Origin of the sequence: Brevibacillus ruminantium (genome assembly GCF_023746555.1) — a bacterium.
GTDB lineage: Bacteria > Bacillota > Bacilli > Brevibacillales > Brevibacillaceae > Brevibacillus > Brevibacillus ruminantium.
The window spans coordinates 2131907-2147090 of sequence record NZ_CP098755.1; the positions used below are offsets into that span (position 1 = coordinate 2131907).

Sequence of the window (15184 nt, forward strand, 5' to 3'; positions counted from 1 at the left end):
GAGATGGGCATGCTTCCTTTGACAGGCAAGCAAATTGTTTTGGGAGTATCGGGGGGAATCGCCGCCTATAAAGCTGCAGCGCTAACCAGCAAGCTGACGCAGGCGGGTGCAAAAGTGCACGTCATGCTTACAGAAAACGCCACAAAATTTGTACAACCATTGACCTTTCAGGCCCTCTCACACGGGCCCGTCTATACGGATCTGTTCCAGGAGCCTGATCCGCAGGTGATCAGTCATATCGATCTGGCGGACCGTGCCGACTTGGTGCTGATTGCTCCGGCTACGGCCAACATTATCGGCAAAATGGCCAATGGCATCGCAGACGATATGCTGACGACCACCGTCCTGGCGACGAAAGCACCCGTGATGCTGGCGCCGGCGATGAATGTGAATATGTATTTGCACCCAGCAGTGGCAGCCAACCTGCAAAAGCTGGCAGACTTTGGCTATCGCTTCGTCGAGCCGGGAGAAGGTCCCTTGGCCTGTGGCTGGGTAGGCAAAGGGCGCTTGGCTGAGCCGGAAGAGATCGTCGATGCGGTGATTCATCTGTTTGCGGAAGAGAGTAAACAAAAGCAGGATCTGCAAGGAAAAACGGTCTTGGTTACGGCAGGTCCAACGAGAGAGAAAATCGATCCCGTCCGCTATATCACCAACCATGCTTCCGGCAAAATGGGCTATGCCATAGCCGAAGCGGCGAAAGCGCGGGGTGCCAACGTCGTGTTGATCAGCGGGCCCACGAATTTGCCCGTGCCCACCGGCGTCCGGATGATCCCGGTCGAATCTGTGCAGGACATGTACGATGCAGTCATGGAGGCTCTGCCAGCCAGTGATATTGTCATCAAATCCGCGGCTGTTTCCGACTATCGACCCAAAGAGGTTCATGCCCACAAGATGAAAAAAGGAGATGGTCCGCTCGTGCTGGAGTTGGACAAGGCTCCTGACATTTTGAAGGAAGTGGGACAGCGCAAAGATAAGCAGTTTGTCGTGGGATTTGCAGCAGAAACACAGGACGTGCTGTCGCACGCAAAGAGCAAACTGGAGCGGAAAAATCTGGATATGATCGTGGCCAACGACGTCCTGATGGAAGGTGCGGGGATGGGCAGTGACACCAATATTGTCACCCTGCTGACAAAAGAAGGGGAACAGGCAGCTGTGGGGAAACGAAGCAAACGGGACGTAGCGGACAAGCTGCTTGATGCGATTTTGCTCAAGCTGGATTGCCAGCCATTGCCGGAGGAGCTATGATCGCTCGTGTGATCGTGGACGTGCCGGTCAACCGTACCAATCGCCCCTTTGATTACCGTGTCCCCGACTGGCTGGTACCCTTGATGAAAATCGGGAGCCGCGTCGTCGTACCTTTTGGACCGCGCAAGCTGCAGGGCTACGTGATCGGGGTAGAGGAGACAGCTGAAGACAGGGTACTGGAAAAGCTGCGTGATGTCGAACAGGTACTGGACGATCAGCCGCCGCTTTCCGATGAACTGATTCGGCTGGGTGAATGGATGTCCCGCCAGTATTTATGTCCCTGGGTAACCGCACTGCAAGCGATGATTCCCGCAGTTCTGAAGGGCCGTTCGGAAAAATGGCTGTTTGCCTCTGAACAGCTTGGTGTGGAGGAGTGCGGGCGTTCTTCTTTGCTTTGGGATTTGTTTCGCCGTAAAAAAATGCCGCTGGCAGAGGTAGAGAAGGGCTATGCAGAAGAAGCCATGTTGGTGCCCGGCTGGATTGCCAGTGGCCTTTTGTACACAAGCTATCAGGTGACAGATCGGGTTACCCGCAAGCAGCAGTCATTTGTACGGAGCACGCTGTCGGATGAAGAACTGGCGGAAGCGATCGCGAGCTTGCCAGCCAGAGCGGAGCAGATGCGCCGCGTACTTGCGTTGCTGGCAGGACTACACGGGCAGTCTCTTTCAGTTAAAATGCTTCAGGAGGAGCTGGGCATCACGCGCTCTCCATTGAAAAGCCTGGAGGCCAAAGGCTGGGTCGTCATCGAGCAGCAGGAGGTTTACCGGGACCCCTATGCCCACAGACGTTTTGCGGGCGAGACCAAACCTGCCTTTACCGCTCAGCAGGAAAGAGTGCTTCAAGCCATCGAGGAGCCGATCCAAAAACAGGAGTACGGTTCGTTTCTCTTGCACGGCGTAACCGGCAGCGGAAAAACCGAAGTCTATCTGGAAGCAATTGAGAAGACGCTGGCCAAAGGCAGGGAAGCGATCTTTCTGGTGCCGGAGATCGCTTTGACGCCGCAGATGGTGGAGAAGTTCAAGGCTCGTTTCGGAGATGAAGTGGCGGTTTTGCATAGCGCCTTGTCCCAGGGGGAGCGGTATGACGAATGGCGCAAAATCATTCGCAAGGAAGTTCGCGTGGTCGTTGGTGCCCGCTCTGCCGTATTTGCTCCGTTTCAAAATGTCGGGCTGATCGTGATCGATGAGGAGCATGAAAGCACGTACAAGCAGGAGGAAACACCGCGTTACCACGCCAGGGAGGTAGCGATCTGGCGGGCGAAGGAAAACCATGCCGTACTGCTGATGGGCAGCGCCACGCCAGCGCTGGAGACCTACGCGCTGGCGGAGCGTGGACGCTATACCCTCCTGTCGATGCCTGAGCGGGTGGGCAACCGTCCGCTTCCCACTGTTCACGTCGTGGACATGCGGGAGGAGCTGCGTGCAGAGAATCGCTCCATGTTCAGCCGCCAATTGCATGAGATGATCGGCGAGCGTTTGGCGAAACAGGAGCAGATGGTGATGTTTCTCAACCGGCGGGGATTTTCGACCTTTGTCATGTGCCGCTCCTGCGGCTATACGCTGCGCTGTGTTCACTGCGATATTTCGCTGACCTATCACCGGACGAATCATACAGCTCGCTGTCACTATTGCGGATATACGATCAAGCAACCGGCGCATTGTCCAGAGTGTCAAAGCGAGCATATTCGCTTTTTTGGTACGGGTACGCAAAAGGTTGAGGAAGAGCTGGCCAAACTCTATCCGGGTATCCGCGTGATCCGCATGGATGTGGACACGACCTCCCGAAAAGGCGCTCATGAGGAGCTGCTTCGCAAGTTTCGAACGGGTCAGGGAGACGTCCTTTTAGGCACGCAAATGATCGCCAAAGGGCTTGATTTTCCGCGCGTCACGCTGGTAGGAGTGATAACAGCCGATACGTCGCTTTTTTTGCCGGATTTTCGCGCCGCTGAAAAAACCTTTCAGTTGCTTACCCAAGTAGGGGGAAGAGCAGGGCGTCACGAACTGAAAGGAGACGTAGTGGTGCAGACCTATACACCGGAACACTACAGCATTCGCCACGCTACTCAGCATGATTATCCGTCCTTTTACCGGGAGGAGATGCTGCAGCGCAGACGCACCGGTTATCCGCCGTATTTCCGGCTGGTGCTGATTACCTTTTCGCATGAAGAGGTGCCTGTTGTCGTCAAAGCGGCTCATACCATGGCGGATACATTGCGTCCCCGACTTGCAGAGACCACCATTCTGCTGGGACCCGTAGCTTCGCCCATCGCGCGCGTGAAAGATAGATTTCGGTTCCAAATCATGTTAAAATATCGGGATGAATCGCGGTTGCCTGACTTGCTAGCACAAGCGACGGCCGCATTTGAAGAATGGAACAAACAGCATAAGGTACTGATGACGATCGATGTCGATCCGTACGTTTTGCTTTAGGGAGGATAAACAACGAATGGCTATTCGCACTATTGTCAAACACCCAGATCCGATCCTGAGAGACAAGGCTATCGTGGTCACCAAATTCAACGCTAATCTGCACAAGCTGCTCGACGACATGGCGGATACCATGTATGATGCGGACGGAGTAGGATTGGCTGCGCCGCAGGTAGGCATTTCCAAACGCGTGATCGTCATGGATTGCGGAGATGGTTTAATTGAAATCGTCAACCCGGAGATTATCGAGCATGAGGGTGAACAGTTTGACTATCCGGAGGGCTGCCTGAGCATTCCCGGCCTGCGTGGTGATGTTCGCCGTCATAAGTGGATCAAGCTGCGTGGACAAGACCGCGACGGCAACGTCTTTGAGATGGAAGCGGACGATCTTTTGTCCCGCTGCGCCCAGCACGAGATCGACCACCTGAACGGGGTGCTGTTTATCGACGTTGCGGACAAGGTGTACACGATCAATCCCGATGAGGAAGGGGAATAAAGCAAATTGAAAGATATGCGGATACTCTTCATGGGCACGCCTGATTTCGCTGTTCCCTGCCTGGAGGCACTCGTGGCGGAAGGCTACTCCATCATCGCTGCCGTAACCCAGCCGGATCGCCCTGTAGGTCGCAAGCAGGTGCTGACGCCGCCCCCTGTGAAGGAGGCGGCCCTTCGGCATGGCATTCCCGTGCTCCAGCCTGAGAAGATCAAGGCTCCCGAGGCCTTGGAGGAAGTGCTGGCTCTGCGTCCTGATCTGATTGTCACAGCGGCGTATGGACAGATTCTTCCCAAAGCCTTGCTGGACGCGCCCAAACACGGCTGCATCAACGTGCATGCATCGCTTTTGCCTAAATACCGCGGAGGCGCGCCGATCCACAAGGCGATTATCGCGGGCGAAAAGGAATCGGGCGTCACCATCATGTACATGGTGGAGGCACTGGATGCGGGTGATATGCTGTCCAAGACAGTCATCCCCATCGATGAGCGGGATACAGCAGGCACGTTGTTTGAGAAGCTGTCTGCCGAAGGTGCGAAGCTGCTGGTCAAAACGCTGCCAGATTTGCTCGCCGGGAAACTGACGCCAGAGCCGCAGGATCACGATCTTGCCACCTTTGCGCCGACGATCAAGCGCTCGGAGGAAAACATCGATTGGTCGAAATCGGCAGAAGAGGTGTACAACCAGGTCAGAGGGCTGCAGCCTTGGCCGGTTGCCTTTACACAACACAAAGGTAAAAATTGGAAAATATGGTGGGTGGAAAAACATTCATCGGGTTCACAGGCAGCAGCACCCGGTACCATTGTCGGCCTCGAACCGGATGGGCTGGTCATCGCTTGCGGCAGCGGCTCCGTCAAGATTACGGAGTTGCAGCCGGAAGGGAAGAAGCGGATGAGTGCGCTCGACTTTTTAAGGGGCGCAGCAAGCAGCTTGGAAATCGGCACAAAGGTAGGAGAATGATCAGTGGCAAAAAAAGGTGCGCGTGACATCGCTCTCGATGTCCTGAACCGGGTGGAAGAACATCAGTCGTACAGCAATCTAGAACTGAAGTCTGTGCTGGACAGGGAGGAATTGCGCGCAGTCGATGCCGGTCTGGTAACGGAGCTGGTTTACGGTACGATCCAGCGGCGCCTGACACTGGATACAGCACTGGATCAGTTTATTCGCGGGAAGAAGGTACAGTCCTGGGTAAAAAATCTGCTGCGCCTCAGTGTGTACCAGATTCACTACCTCGATCGCATTCCAGATCGGGCCGTGGTTCACGAAGCGGTGGAGATCGCCAAACGGAGAGGACATCAGGGCATTGCCTCGATGGTGAACGGGGTCCTGCGCAATGTCCTTCGGCAACCGGGGCTTTGGAAAGAGTTGGGCCAAGGCGATGAGATCAGGCAGCTATCCATCCTGGAGTCCCATCCCGAGTGGCTGGTACGCAGATGGGCAGCTCAGTACGGCCTGGAGGAGACGAGACAGATTTGCGAAAGCAATAACCGTCCTCCCCATCCGTCGATTCGCGTAAACACCCTCAAGCTGACCAGAGAGGAGCTGAGCGAAAAGCTCGCCGCTCATTTTTCCACGGTAGAGCTCTCCGCGGTCAGTCCCGATGGTTTGCTGCTTGATGGCGGTCATGCTGCCGGCACGCAGTGGTACCGGCAGGGGGACTTTACCATCCAGGACGAAAGCTCGATGCTTGTCGCGCCTGCCTTGGCCGTAGAGCCGGGGATGAAAGTGCTGGATGCCTGTGCCGCTCCGGGGGGCAAAACGACCCATATCGCAGCCTTGATGCAAAACCGGGGAAAGCTGATCGCCAGTGACGTTCACCCTCACAAACGGGATTTGATCGCCCAAAACGCCAGAAGACTGGGGACGACGATCATCGAGCCGATTGTCTCCGATGCACTGCATTTGGGAGAGAAAAACCTCGGACAATTTGACCGAATCCTGCTGGACGCTCCTTGTACGGGATTTGGGGTGATTCGCAGAAAGCCCGATCTCAAATGGAACAAGACGCCGGAGGATGTCAAAGCCATCGCAGAGCTGCAGTATGAATTGCTGCAAAGCGTTTCGGAACTGCTGCAGCCCGGCGGCTTGCTCGTCTACAGCACGTGTACGATTGAACGGGAAGAAAACGAAAAAATAGTCGAGCGCTTTGTACGTGAGCATCCCGAATTTGAGCTGGACCCATCCTTGAGCAAGGATTTGCCGGAGGCTGTCCGGGAAAAGGTAGACAAAGGTCTGGGCTATATTCAGGTTCTGCCGCATCACTTTGAAAGTGACGGCTTTTTCATCGCCCGAATCAAACGAAAAGCCTAGAGAATGAGGGGGTGGCACGCCGTTTTTGCGGAGATGCTGCTCCCTCGCCGTTTGTACTCGTGCGGAATGGTTTACACTAGGAGAAGCGAAGCATTTTCAATGTTTCCGCCGATTTCTTGTTTGAAGCGGCAGTCAATGCAGGGTACAATGATAAAATGATGATTTGCAGCAAGCCAATCACTTGAGGATGTGAATAAACGAATGCCATTATCTTCCTATACGAGCGAAAAGCCGCTCATCTACAGCCTGACCCCTGACGAGCTGAAAGCATGGCTGGTCGAGAGCGGGGACAAGGCGTTTCGTGCTCAGCAAATTTTTGACTGGCTCTACGTTAAGCGTGTCCGTTCTTTTGAAGAAATGACCAACTTGTCCAAAGACCTTCGTCAAAAGCTGGGCGAGACCTTTCGGATGGAGGCGATGAATGAAATCACGCATCAGACCTCTCAGGATGGAACCGTCAAGTTTCTTTTCCAACTGGTTGACGGCCATGCCATCGAAACGGTCATCATGCGCCATAACTACGGCAACAGCATCTGTGTGACCACCCAGGTAGGATGCCGGATCGGGTGTACCTTCTGTGCGTCCACACTGGGCGGATTGAAGCGAAATCTGGATGCGGGCGAGATTGTGGCCCAGGTTCTGATGGCGCAGCGGAAGCTGGACGAAGAGGGAGAGCGGGTCAGCCATGTCGTCGTCATGGGGATTGGCGAGCCGTTCGAAAACTTTGAGAACCTGATGGCGTTTTTGGGCATCATCAATGACAATCGCGGCCTGAACATCGGGGCGAGACATATCACGGTATCTACCAGCGGCATTGTGCCGAAAATCTACGAGTTCGCAGAACGCGGCGGTCAGGTCAACCTGGCGATATCGCTGCACGCGCCAAACACGGAGCTGCGTACCAAGCTGATGCCGATCAACCGCGGCTTTCCACTGGAAAAGCTGTTGGAGGCATGCCGTTATTATATTGCCAAAACAGGTCGCCGGATCAGCTTTGAGTACGGCCTCTTCGGCGGGAAGAATGACCAGCCCGAACATGCCGAAGAGCTGGCTGAACTGATCGGCGACATGATGTGCCACGTCAATCTGATTCCGGTTAACTACGTACCAGAGCGAGACTACGTGCGCACGCCGCGCAATGATATTTTCCGTTTTAAAGACATTCTCGAAGAAAAGGGAATCAACGTAACGATTCGGCGTGAGCAAGGCAGTGACATCGCTGCTGCTTGCGGACAATTAAGGGCTCAACATGCCAAAGAAACCGTGGGGTGATACCATGGAAATTGCAATGAAGTCTCATGTAGGCTGTGTACGTCAGGTGAACGAAGATTTTTACGCGTGTATCGTGGATGTAAGCGGCCGCGTACTGGCAGTTGTCGCGGACGGAATGGGCGGGCATCAGGCTGGCGATGTTGCCAGCCGCCTCGCCGTTGAGCGAATAGTAAAAGAACTGCGTCAGTTGGAAACTGGTCTGGATGAGGATGACGCCAAGGAACAACTGATGAATGCACTCCTCGTGGCCAACGATGAAGTCTATCGCTATGCCCAGGAGCATCCCGAATGCAGCGGCATGGGAACCACGGTCGTTGCCGCGCTGCTCGGACCCCGGGGCGCAGTGACGGCACACATCGGAGACAGCCGGCTTTACCATTTTCAAAATGAAGAATTGGTGCAAAGAACAGAAGATCATACCCTGGTCCATGAGCTGTTGAAAAGCGGTCAGATCACCGCTCAGGAAGCATCTGTTCATCCCCAGCGCAACGTGATCATGCGCGCGCTTGGTACAGAGCCGGATGTTCGTATCGATCTCGGCCGTTTTGAATGGTCGCAGGGCGATGTTGTTTTGTTGTGCACAGATGGTCTCACTAATAAAGTAAAAGTCGGCACATTAGTGGAATGGATGAAAAAGCCGCTCTCCTTGCAAGCTCAGGTAGACGGTCTGGTTCAGTTGGCATTGGAATCAGGCGGAGAAGACAATATCACGTTGGTGGCTGTTCGCAATCAGCTAAAAGTTGACACCGTTCAGAAAGAGGGGTGAGAGAGATGGAAGGTCAACGACTGGGGGGGCGCTACCAACTGGAAGCGCGCATCGGTGGCGGAGGCATGGCGATCGTCTACAAGGCCAAGGATTTGGTGCTGAATCGGCCGGTCGCCGTAAAAGTCCTCCGTTCGCAATTCGGGACCGATGACGATTTTGTCACCCGATTCCGACGTGAAGCTCAGGCGGTGGCAAGCCTGTCTCATCCTAATGTGGTCGGTGTGTACGACGTGGGACAGGATGGCGATACCCATTACATGGTGATGGAGTACGTGGAAGGGTATACGCTCAAAGAATTAATCAATCGAAACGGCGCGATTCCCGTTGAGGATGCCGTCGAGATAGCAGCGGAAATTTGTGATGCTCTGGATCATGCGCATTCCAACCAGATCATTCACCGCGATATCAAACCGCATAACATTTTGATCGGGAAAAACGGCCGCATCAAAGTGACTGACTTCGGTATCGCTCGAGCCGTCACATCGACGACGATTACCCATACCAATTCCGTGCTGGGTTCCGTGCATTACTTTTCACCGGAGCAAGCGCGCGGAGGAATTACGGCTGAAAAATCGGACATCTATTCACTGGGCATCGTGCTGTACGAGATGGTCACGGGAAAATTGCCTTTTTCCGGAGAATCGCCAATCTCTGTTGCCCTGAAGCATTTGCAGGAGCCGCTCCCGGAGCCGCGTCAGGTGAACCCGGAGATTCCGCAAAGTGTGGAAAACGTCATTTTAAAAGCACTGGTCAAAGATCCAACCTATCGCTACGCTTCGGCTCGCGAAATGCTGGAGGATTTGGAAACGTGCTTGTTGCCGGAGAGATTGCACGAGGAGAAAATCGAGTTTCCCGTGGATGATGAAGCGACCAAAGCTTATCCCGTGATTACACAGGAAATGCTGGAGAGTCAGGGACGGACCATCCCTCCATCGCGGCAGGAGAAAGAAACGAGAAAAAGCCGCCCGTGGTGGATGAAAACGGCGCTTTGGGCAGGGGCCATCGGACTGTTTTTTGTACTTGCCTTTTTGGGCTTTAACCTGGTTATGGAGCTGTTTCCTACTGTGCCGGAGACGCAGGTACCGGATGTGGTAGGCCATGACGGAACTGTGGCAGAACAGGAAATCCGCGGGGCCAAGCTGGTTCCCAAAGTGATTACGGAAGCCAGTAACGAGGTGGAGAAGGGCATAGTGATCAGACAGGACCCGGCTCCGCCGATGGGGCTGAAAGAAAACGCAGTCGTTACCCTGTATGTCAGCAGCGGGCAGGAAGCAATAGGTATGCCCAATCTGATTAACAAGGTGAGAACGGTTGCCGAAGAAGAACTGAAGTCAAAAGGATTCAAAATCACGGATGCAACCTTCGTGGAAAAAGAGTCGGATGATGTACCGGCCGGTCAGGTTATCAACCAGTTCCCGCCTGCTGATCAGCAGGTCGTGCCGGGGGCGACGGAGGTCAAAATAGAGGTCAGCAAAGGGCGGGCGATGGTCGATATGCCTGACGTGCGCACTCTACCACTGGAGAAAGCAAGAATTGAACTGTTCAAAGTCGGCCTCCTCGTGGATGAAGCGGCGATCAAGGCAGAGCCAACTTACTCAACAGAGAAGCCGAATATCGTGCTCGGCACCCATCCCTATGATCCGGGCATGAAGGTAGCCAAGGGAACGGCGATTCCAATAACGGTGAGCAACGGTCAGTTTCCTGCTGACGCGAAGATTACGACTACGCCGGTATACGCCGAGCTGATCGATGGCGAATACGATGTGCCAATTAAAATTGTCGTAAGCGATGCTCGTGGAGACAATATGACAGTCTATGAGGAGCGGATCAACGAAAGCAGGAATTTCGACATTCCGATCGTTCTGTCTCCAAAGAAGAATGCAACGGTCAAATTGTATAAAAACGGTGCCAGCCAGCCTGTATTCGTCACCGAAGTCGACTATAACAGTGTTCAGTATTAAAGCAGTTGGAGGGACATGAATGCCAGAAGGACGGATTGTCAAAGCGCTAAGCGGGTTCTACTACGTGGACGACGGCGAAAAGGTGTATCAATGCCGGGCAAGAGGACTGTTCAAGAAAAAGGGAGCCAAGATCAACCCATTGGTGGGGGATTGGGTCGTGTACGACGCCATCAGTGATACGGAAGGCTTTGTCATGGAAGTGGGCGAGCGGGCAAATGAGCTTGTTCGCCCCCCCATCTCCAATGTGGATCAGGCCATCCTCGTGTTTTCGATGGTGGAGCCTGCTTTCACCGCTTATTTGTTGGACAAGTTTCTCGTCCATACGGAGAACGCCGGCATTGACTCCGTCATCGTACTCTCCAAGGCAGACAAGGCAGATCAAAGCGAAGTCGAGGAGATCGTTCAGAAATACGAAGCAGTCGGCTATACGGTGATTCCGACGTCTACAAAAGAGGAGCGGGGGATTGATGAGGTGCGGGAAGTGCTGCGCGATCGCATCTCGGTCTTCGCCGGTCAATCAGGCGTCGGCAAATCATCGCTGATCAACCGGCTGTTTCCGGGGATGAGTCTTCAGACAGGCGATATCAGCCAAAAGCTGGGGCGCGGACGGCATACGACCCGCCATGTCGAGCTGATCAAGCTGGAGGAGGGCGGCTACGTCGCCGATACACCGGGTTTCAGTTCCTTGGAGTTTATCGGGATTGATGAATTGCAGCTCGCTGAAGCCTTTCGTGACTTTGCCGCTCTCAGCAGTCAGTGCAAGTTTCGGGGCTGCCTGCATGTGAGCGAGCCTTCCTGCGCTGTCCAGGCTGCGCTGGAGGAAGGCTCACTGAATCCGGAACGCTACGAACATTACAAACAGTTTCGGGAAGAATTGAAAGAATACCAACGGAGGAACAAACCATGGTAAAAATTGCTCCCTCAATCCTGTCCGCCGACTTTGCCCGACTGGGTGAAGAAATTCGCGACGTAGAGCAGGGCGGTGCGGACTGGATTCACGTAGATGTAATGGATGGACATTTTGTTCCCAATATTACCATCGGTCCCTTGATTGTGGATGCGATCCGCCCTGTGACGGCGTTGCCGCTGGACGTTCATTTGATGATCGAAGAGCCGGACCGCTATATTCCGCAGTTCGCGAAGAGCGGAGCCGACTGGATTACCGTTCATCAGGAAGCCTGCCGCCATCTCCATCGGACGATTTATCTGATCAAAGAGCAGGGCGTGAAAGCAGGAGTGGTCCTCAACCCGGCTACACCGGTTGCGACGATTGAACCGATGCTGCCCGATTTGGACATCGTGCTGCTGATGACGGTCAACCCTGGTTTTGGCGGGCAAAAGTTTATCCACAGTGTCGTGCCCAAGATTAGAGAGCTTCGCCGAATGTTGGACGAGCGGGGGCTGAGACATGTGGAGATCGAGATCGACGGCGGGGTAAATGCAGAGACGGCTCGTCTGTGTGCAGAGGCGGGAGCTACCGTTCTCGTAGCGGGAAGTGCGGTCTTCAATCAAAAAGACCGGGCGTCCGCGATCGCTGCTGTAAGGGGATAGTGTTATTTGACGAAGGATTTGAGGGCTTCGCATCGACAGGTGTGAAGCTGTTTTTTTCAGAGCAGGAAATGAGCAAGACCGGAGCTATTGGGCCCCGGTCTTTTTTGATTCAAATATGGAACAAACTGCAAGCAATTCCCTAGTCAGAGGTGACGTAGGTTCCGGCGATCAGGTCGTGGATGGCGCGTTTGTCTTCGCGAACACCCACCATGATGGCACTGACAATCGCTGCGATGCCAAAAGTTAAAAAGATGGCCAAATGCAAACCGATTACTACGCGTAGTAGCATCGTGCCAAAACGTACATCACTGTGATCAAGATTAACGATTCGAATTCCCATGATTTTTTTTCCGATCGTATAGCCATTCCAGAAAATGGGGACTAGCACATGGTACAACGTGTAGATAAGGCTAGGAAGATAGTTTTTTTCCCTGATCCCAATGAACCACCAAATACAAAAAATCGGGACCCCAATGATCAATATATCCAAAAAGCCTCCCCCGAGTCTCCGCCAAAAACCGACAGGGTTACTCATTGCAGGCTTCACAATCGTATCCATGTGACACACTCCTATTTTTTTCTACCATTATATGTCTGAAAGGGAAAAATTTCAAGGTTGTGAACAATCACAAAAGCAGAGCAGTTTTGTGCAGAATTCTGTCGATTTTAGATACGGATTATTTTTAATATTCTATGAACTTAATTTTATGTTGATTGAAATACTCATTTTGTTGTATAAATATAAATTATCAGGTGAGTAATGTTTACTCGGTTTTTCAAAGCATATGCTTTGCTGCTTTTTTGAATAACAACATAGTAAAGATCGGACATTCAAGGGGGACATACCATGAAAAAAACATCATTGCTTTCCGTAGCACTTTCTTCTCTGCTTGCCGTTGCCGTCCTGGCAGGCTGTGGCGCAGGTAATCAACAAGGAACCGGACAACAGCCCGCAGGTCAAGATTCTGCTGGACAAGCTGCCGGCGGGAAAAAACTGGTTCTGGCGACCTCAGCAGATTTCAAACCATATGAATTCCATGATCTGTCTAGCGGTAAAGATGAAATTGTCGGATTTGACATCGACATTGCCAAGCATATCGCAAATGAGCTGGGCTATGAAATCGAAATCGTTGATATGAACTTTGATGGTCTGGTTCCGGCCCTGCAAGCAAAACGAGCAGATCTCGTTATGGCAGGGATGACTCCTACGCCAGAACGCGAGAAAAACGTTGACTTTTCCATCGTTTACTACGATTCGAAAAACAGCATCGTTTCCAAAAAAGACAGTGGCTTGACGAAGACGGAACAGCTCGCCGGCAAGAAAGTAACGGTTCAAACAGGGTCGATCCAGGAAGGTGCTGCCAAGGAACTGCAAAAAACACTGCAAGGCCTGGAAATTATCTCTTTGAACAAAACCGGTGAGATCGTGGAAGAGGTAAAAACGGGCCGCGTGGATGCAGCGATTCTGGAAAACACCGTGGCAAAAGGATTTGTCGATGCGAATCCAGGACTGCAATTCACCACGTTTGAAGGCGATTCTGAGCTGAATACCGCGATTGCGTTCCCGAAAGGCTCGGAGCATGTAGAAGAGTTCAACAAAGTAATCAAAGCGATGCAGGAAAACGGTGAAATGGAAAAACTGATTAAAAAATGGTTTGAATAAAAACATCTTAGATGGGAGTCGAACAGGGCATGAATTTGGATTTCGCACAAATTGTGCCCTATATCCCTTTTATTCTAAACGGGATAAAGGTCACACTGCAGGTCACCCTTTTTTCAGTGGTGCTCGGGTTTTTATGGGGCTCTGTTTTAGCTCTTATCAAAATATCTAATATTCGTTTATTGAAAGCACTGGCAGTCGGTTACACCTCGATTTTTCGCGGGACTCCGCTCATTTTGCAGTTGACACTCGTCTATTTCGCCACTCCGCAGTTGACAGGTTATAACATCTCCCAATTTGAAGCAGCGGTATTGACGTTTGCGCTGAACTCGGCGGCTTATATTTCCGAGACGATTCGAGCAGGTATTTTGGCTGTTGACAAAGGGCAATGGGAAGCGGCCAAGTCTTTGGGTGTACCCTACCGCAAGATGATGACAGACATCATTTTCCCGCAAGCGGTAAAAAACATCCTGCCTGCGCTCGTCAACGAGTCGATCGCGCTTTTGAAAGAATCGGCTCTCGTCTCCACCATCGGCCTGGCAGACCTGATGCAGAATGCGAACATCGTCAAGGGAACGACCTTCCGCTATTTTGAACCGTATCTCTTGGCTGGGTTCAGCTACTATGTCATGGTCATGCTGCTTACATGGGTAGCGCGTGTGCTGGAGAGGAGGATGAGACGAAGTGATTAAGATTGAAAACGTAAGCAAATCATTCGGCTCGCACGATGTACTGCATGACATCTCTACAGAGATCGGAAAGGGAGATGTGGTTGCCATCATCGGCCCTTCCGGTTCGGGGAAATCAACCCTTTTGCGCTGTATTAATCTACTGGAAGTGCCGACCAAGGGTAAAATCATGATCGACGGTCGAGATATTACCGATCCCAAGGCTGACGTGATGTCGATCCGTCAAAAGATCGGCATGGTCTTCCAGCACTTTCACCTGTTTCCGCATATGAGCGTGCTGGACAATCTGACCTATGCACCAGTGAAGGTAAAGGGCATCTCCAAGGAAGCAGCGGAAGCCAAGGCCAAGGAACTGCTGGCCCGCGTCGGCTTGTCCGATAAGGCGGCTTCCTTTCCTTCCAAGCTTTCCGGCGGGCAAAAACAGCGGGTGGCCATTGCTCGATCTTTAGCGATGGAACCGGAAATCATGCTGTTTGACGAGCCGACCTCTGCTCTTGACCCGGAGATGGTCAAAGAGGTGCTGGATGTCATGAAGGGTCTGGCCGATACCGGGATGACCATGGCGATTGTGACCCATGAAATGAACTTTGCCAGAGAAGTGGCTGATCGCATCTGCTTTTTGGATGGAGGCCGACTGGTGGAAGACGCTCCGCCCAGTCAGTTTTTTACCAATCCGCAGAGTCAAAGAGCCAAGCAGTTTCTGGAAAAGATGCTGTAGCCAAAAGAGTGCTTGGAAGCGCTCCGCTCCCGAACGGGCTGACGGAGCGTTTTCTTTTGACAGAAATACCGGCCTGGGCTAGAATCAGTTACA

At 52.8% G+C, this 15184-nt stretch carries 14 protein-coding genes; 13 read left to right on the forward strand and 1 reads right to left on the reverse strand.

Annotated features, from left to right (window positions below):
- The first annotated feature begins 9 nt into the window (after window positions 1-9).
- From coaBC to rpe, 10 genes are all read left to right on the forward strand, one after another.
- Window positions 10-1245: a bifunctional phosphopantothenoylcysteine decarboxylase/phosphopantothenate--cysteine ligase CoaBC gene (gene coaBC / locus NDK47_RS10410; protein ID WP_251874752.1), complete on the forward strand. Its 1236-nt coding sequence runs from the start codon at window positions 10-12 to the stop codon at window positions 1243-1245.
- Window positions 1242-3674: a primosomal protein N' gene (gene priA, locus NDK47_RS10415; protein ID WP_251874753.1), complete on the forward strand. Its 2433-nt coding sequence runs from the start codon at window positions 1242-1244 to the stop codon at window positions 3672-3674. The genes coaBC and priA overlap by 4 nt, the downstream gene beginning before the upstream one ends.
- Before the next feature lie 16 nt (window positions 3675-3690).
- Entirely contained in the window at window positions 3691-4167 is a 477-nt protein-coding gene (def, locus tag NDK47_RS10420; RefSeq protein WP_251874754.1) for a peptide deformylase, read from the forward strand.
- A gap of 6 nt (window positions 4168-4173) precedes the next feature.
- On the forward strand, window positions 4174-5124 hold the full coding sequence (gene fmt, locus NDK47_RS10425) for a methionyl-tRNA formyltransferase (protein WP_251874755.1): 951 nt from the start codon (window positions 4174-4176) through the stop codon (window positions 5122-5124).
- A 3-nt stretch (window positions 5125-5127) separates the two neighbouring features.
- Complete coding sequence (rsmB, locus tag NDK47_RS10430; RefSeq protein ID WP_251874756.1) at window positions 5128-6474, forward strand: 16S rRNA (cytosine(967)-C(5))-methyltransferase RsmB; 1347 nt, start codon at window positions 5128-5130, stop codon at window positions 6472-6474.
- Between the two features lie 201 nt (window positions 6475-6675).
- Window positions 6676-7746: a dual-specificity RNA methyltransferase RlmN gene (gene rlmN, locus NDK47_RS10435; RefSeq protein WP_251874757.1), complete on the forward strand. Its 1071-nt coding sequence runs from the start codon at window positions 6676-6678 to the stop codon at window positions 7744-7746.
- Between the two features lie 4 nt (window positions 7747-7750).
- The gene (locus NDK47_RS10440; RefSeq protein WP_251874758.1) at window positions 7751-8512 is read left to right on the forward strand and encodes a Stp1/IreP family PP2C-type Ser/Thr phosphatase; all 762 of its coding nucleotides are present in this window, start codon (window positions 7751-7753) and stop codon (window positions 8510-8512) included.
- 5 nt (window positions 8513-8517) lie between these two features.
- Window positions 8518-10473, forward strand: coding sequence for a Stk1 family PASTA domain-containing Ser/Thr kinase (gene pknB, locus NDK47_RS10445; protein WP_251874759.1), 1956 nt, complete (start codon window positions 8518-8520; stop codon window positions 10471-10473).
- 19 nt (window positions 10474-10492) lie between these two features.
- Entirely contained in the window at window positions 10493-11383 is an 891-nt protein-coding gene (gene rsgA / locus NDK47_RS10450) for a ribosome small subunit-dependent GTPase A (protein ID WP_251874760.1), read from the forward strand.
- Complete coding sequence (rpe, locus tag NDK47_RS10455; protein WP_251874761.1) at window positions 11377-12024, forward strand: ribulose-phosphate 3-epimerase; 648 nt, start codon at window positions 11377-11379, stop codon at window positions 12022-12024. The genes rsgA and rpe overlap by 7 nt, the downstream gene beginning before the upstream one ends.
- Window positions 12025-12163: 139 nt before the next feature.
- Here rpe and NDK47_RS10460 read toward each other — a convergent pair whose 3' ends face one another.
- Window positions 12164-12583, reverse strand: coding sequence for an RDD family protein (locus tag NDK47_RS10460; RefSeq protein WP_251874762.1), 420 nt, complete (start codon window positions 12581-12583; stop codon window positions 12164-12166).
- Between the two features lie 288 nt (window positions 12584-12871).
- On the opposite strand from NDK47_RS10460, the gene NDK47_RS10465 reads away from it, so the two are divergent.
- The 3 genes from NDK47_RS10465 to NDK47_RS10475 are packed head-to-tail and all read left to right on the forward strand — an operon-like array spanning window position 12872 to window position 15091.
- Window positions 12872-13687, forward strand: a complete 816-nt coding sequence (locus tag NDK47_RS10465; RefSeq protein WP_251874763.1) for a transporter substrate-binding domain-containing protein — start codon at window positions 12872-12874, stop codon at window positions 13685-13687.
- Window positions 13688-13716: 29 nt separating this feature from the next.
- Window positions 13717-14376: an amino acid ABC transporter permease gene (locus tag NDK47_RS10470; RefSeq protein ID WP_251874764.1), complete on the forward strand. Its 660-nt coding sequence runs from the start codon at window positions 13717-13719 to the stop codon at window positions 14374-14376.
- On the forward strand, window positions 14369-15091 hold the full coding sequence (locus NDK47_RS10475; protein ID WP_251874765.1) for an amino acid ABC transporter ATP-binding protein: 723 nt from the start codon (window positions 14369-14371) through the stop codon (window positions 15089-15091). Before NDK47_RS10470 ends, NDK47_RS10475 begins: the two co-directional genes overlap by 8 nt.
- Window positions 15092-15184 lie beyond the last annotated feature (93 nt).

What these genes read in the sequence shown, in the direction of transcription:
- rsgA (WP_251874760.1), top strand. Translation starts at nt 10,493, where the DNA reads ATGCCAGAAGGACGGATTGTCAAAGCGCTAAGCGGGTTCTACTACGTG.
- priA (WP_251874753.1), top strand. Translation starts at nt 1,242, where the DNA reads ATGATCGCTCGTGTGATCGTGGACGTGCCGGTCAACCGTACCAATCGC.
- NDK47_RS10465 (WP_251874763.1), top strand. Translation starts at nt 12,872, where the DNA reads ATGAAAAAAACATCATTGCTTTCCGTAGCACTTTCTTCTCTGCTTGCC.
- NDK47_RS10440 (WP_251874758.1), top strand. Translation starts at nt 7,751, where the DNA reads ATGGAAATTGCAATGAAGTCTCATGTAGGCTGTGTACGTCAGGTGAAC.
- def (WP_251874754.1), top strand. Translation starts at nt 3,691, where the DNA reads ATGGCTATTCGCACTATTGTCAAACACCCAGATCCGATCCTGAGAGAC.
- rlmN (WP_251874757.1), top strand. Translation starts at nt 6,676, where the DNA reads ATGCCATTATCTTCCTATACGAGCGAAAAGCCGCTCATCTACAGCCTG.
- rpe (WP_251874761.1), top strand. Translation starts at nt 11,377, where the DNA reads ATGGTAAAAATTGCTCCCTCAATCCTGTCCGCCGACTTTGCCCGACTG.
- NDK47_RS10470 (WP_251874764.1), top strand. Translation starts at nt 13,717, where the DNA reads ATGAATTTGGATTTCGCACAAATTGTGCCCTATATCCCTTTTATTCTA.
- pknB (WP_251874759.1), top strand. Translation starts at nt 8,518, where the DNA reads ATGGAAGGTCAACGACTGGGGGGGCGCTACCAACTGGAAGCGCGCATC.
- NDK47_RS10460 (WP_251874762.1), bottom strand. Translation starts at nt 12,583, where the DNA reads ATGGATACGATTGTGAAGCCTGCAATGAGTAACCCTGTCGGTTTTTGG.
- coaBC (WP_251874752.1), top strand. Translation starts at nt 10, where the DNA reads ATGCTTCCTTTGACAGGCAAGCAAATTGTTTTGGGAGTATCGGGGGGA.